Genomic DNA, 2797 nt, shown 5'->3' on the forward strand with positions numbered 1-2797 from the left:
CAGCCACTACTTGATGCAGTGGCTAACTTAGGCAGTGAGCTAGACGCCGCTAAAACAGAGCAAGATGAAGTATTAGCTGCAATTAACGACATTGCTTTAGCAATTCCAAACTTGCCAGACGAGTCAGTACCTGCCGGTATAGACGAGGACGACAACGTTGAAATTTTAACGTGGGGCACACCTAAAAAATTCGATTTTGAAGTTAAAGACCACGTAGATGTAGGCCAAGACCTAAACGGCTTAGACTTTGAAATGGGCGTTAAAATTAGTGGCGCACGCTTTACCGTAATGCGCGGCCAAGTAGCGCGTATGCACCGTGCACTAACGCAATTTATGCTAGATACACACGCAGACAAAAACGGCTACACAGAAATGTATGTACCGTACTTAGTTAATAGCGCAAGCCTTTATGGCACCAGCCAATTACCTAAATTTGCAGGCGATTTATTCCACACATTAGGCCTTGTAAATGACGACGGCGAACAACAAGCCGGCTTTAGCTTAATTCCTACTGCTGAAGTACCGCTTACAAATAGCGCCCGTGACGAAATTTACGACGAAAGCGATTTACCAATTCGCTTAGTTGCTCACACTCCGTGTTTTAGAAGTGAAGCAGGCAGTTATGGTCGCGATACACGTGGCTTAATTCGTCAACACCAGTTTGATAAAGTTGAACTTGTACAACTTGTAAAACCAGAAGACTCAATGGCAACGCTTGAAGAGTTAACTGGTCACGCAGAGCAAATATTACAAGCGCTAGAACTTCCGTACCGTAAAGTAATTTTATGTATGGGCGACATGGGCTTTGGTTCAGCTAAAACATACGATTTAGAAGTATGGTTACCTGCGCAAGACACATACCGCGAAATTTCATCATGTTCAAACATGGCTGACTTTCAGGCGCGTCGTATGCAAGCACGTTTTCGCCGTGAAGGTGTTAAAAAGCCAGAGTTACTACATACACTAAATGGTTCAGGCTTAGCCGTTGGCCGTACACTAGTAGCCATCCTAGAAAACTACCAACAAGCCGATGGCACAGTAGTAGTACCAGAAGTATTACGCCCATACATGGGTGGACTAGAAGTGATTGGCAAACAATAAAAATCAAGTTTAAGTTAAGCAAGCTTTAAGCTTGTAAATCTTAATTCGAAAGCCGCTGTTTGCAATGAACAGCGGCTTTTTTGTTTTAGGTTGAAGGTAAAAACTTAAAGAAAACTTCAAGTTATCTTATTAATTGTATCGCTTACACTTATTTTTATAGCTCATTACTTTTTTGTCCAATATTACTGATCTCTACCATTTTGGGGTATTTCTACATCAAGGAAACTTAAATATCGGCTAACTAGTTGTTTACAAGTGCTTATTAGCTGGTTAAATTAGAACCTTTGTAATATTTGGACATTTGTCGGTTTGTAAAGCGACAAATGTCGGATACAAAGTTGTTATATTTTTAGGAGAGTTTTGTGCAACTGGATGCTTTGATTTTTGTAGATACAAATATATTGCTAGATTTATATCGAATAAGGAAAAGTGTGACGTGGTCAACTAAATTCAGTCACCCTAGTTAAGAAACCATATCTAATGTTTCGGTTCGTTCTTCAAAGTCATTTGGGCTTTGATAATTTAAGTACGAATGTAAGCGACGACTGTTGTACCACATGCAGATGTAATTCATTACATCCTGTTGAGCTTCATAACGCGTTGGGTAATTTTTCCAATGCACGCGCTCTTGCTTCAAACTACCGAAGAAGCTTTCTGCAACAGCATTATCCCAGCAACAACCTTTCTTACTCATGCTACCAATGAAGTCGTTTGACTTGAGCAATCTACGATATTGATGGCTTGCATATTGAACCCCTTGATCTGAATGGATAATCAACCCTGCTTTGGGTTGGCGTTGCCACATCGCCATAGTCAGTGCGTCACAGACAAGCTGCGCTTTCATTCGTGAGCCCATGCTCCAACCAACGACTTTACGCGAATATAAATCAATCACTACCGCCAGATATAACCAACCTTCTGCAGTCCAAACATAAGTGATATCTTGTACCCAAGCTTGATCAGCGGCTTCAACGTTGAAGTTTTGCTCAAGTACATTGGGATAAATAGGCTTGTTATGGTCACTATTCGTTGTTACTTTGTATTTCTTTTTATAACGCACCCAGACATTTGCCTCTTTCATTAACTGTGCTGTTTTGTGACGGCTCACCGGAAAACCGAGTGCATTTAAGACTTTCTGAATACGCCTTTCACCGTAAGTATTATCACTGAAGTGCGCTATGTCCTTGACCCAATCAATCATTTCTTGATGTGTTGGATCCTCTGATTTAGTTGAATATCGCTTTTGATAACTATAGTAATTGTTACTTTTTACACCCAGTATTCGGCACATTACCGCCACAGGCCAGGTCTTCTTGTATTGGGTTATGAACGAGTATTTCACTTCGTTTCTTTGGCAAAGAAGACCGTCGCTTTTTTTAATATTTCACGCTCCATTTCTAGGCGTTTCACTTGCGCTTTTAGCTCTCTGATCTCTTCTTGCTCAGGGGTCAAATTACCATTCCCTCTAAAAGCCTGCCCATCATCATTTTCAGCTTCTTTTATCCACCGACCAAGCATGTTGGGATTTACCCCTAAATTTCTAGAGGCTTCTGCTTGAGAGTAGTTTTGCTCAACAACTAATGCGATGGCATCAAGTTTAAATTCTTTGGAATACTTTTTACGTTTTGTCATTATCGATCTCCAGTTAAGTTGATTATCTCTTAACTGGGGTAGTCGAATCCATTAAACCACGTCA

Annotated in this window: 2 protein-coding genes (1 of these 2 cut by a window edge); one reads left to right on the forward strand and one right to left on the reverse strand. The window is 40.7% G+C overall.

Features of this window, described 5'->3' with window-relative positions; translation table 11 throughout:
• On the forward strand, positions 1-1101 hold the 3' portion of the coding sequence (gene serS, locus L654_RS0105255) for a serine--tRNA ligase (RefSeq protein ID WP_024607478.1). 213 nt of this gene lie to the left of the window's left edge; only the last 1101 of its 1314 coding nucleotides appear in the window; its start codon lies off the left edge, out of view; it ends in the stop codon at positions 1099-1101.
• Between the two features lie 463 nt (positions 1102-1564).
• Here serS and L654_RS0105260 read toward each other — a convergent pair.
• Positions 1565-2733, reverse strand: a protein-coding gene (locus L654_RS0105260; protein ID WP_139016089.1) for an IS3 family transposase whose coding sequence is annotated in 2 segments (ribosomal slippage) — positions 1565-2457 and positions 2457-2733 — 1170 coding nt in all. Because the reading frame shifts where the segments join, the coding sequence is not laid out codon by codon here.
• Positions 2734-2797: the final 64 nt, after the last annotated feature.

It is taken from the genome of Pseudoalteromonas sp. TAB23, assembly GCF_000498075.1.
GTDB classification, from domain to species: domain Bacteria; phylum Pseudomonadota; class Gammaproteobacteria; order Enterobacterales; family Alteromonadaceae; genus Pseudoalteromonas; species Pseudoalteromonas arctica.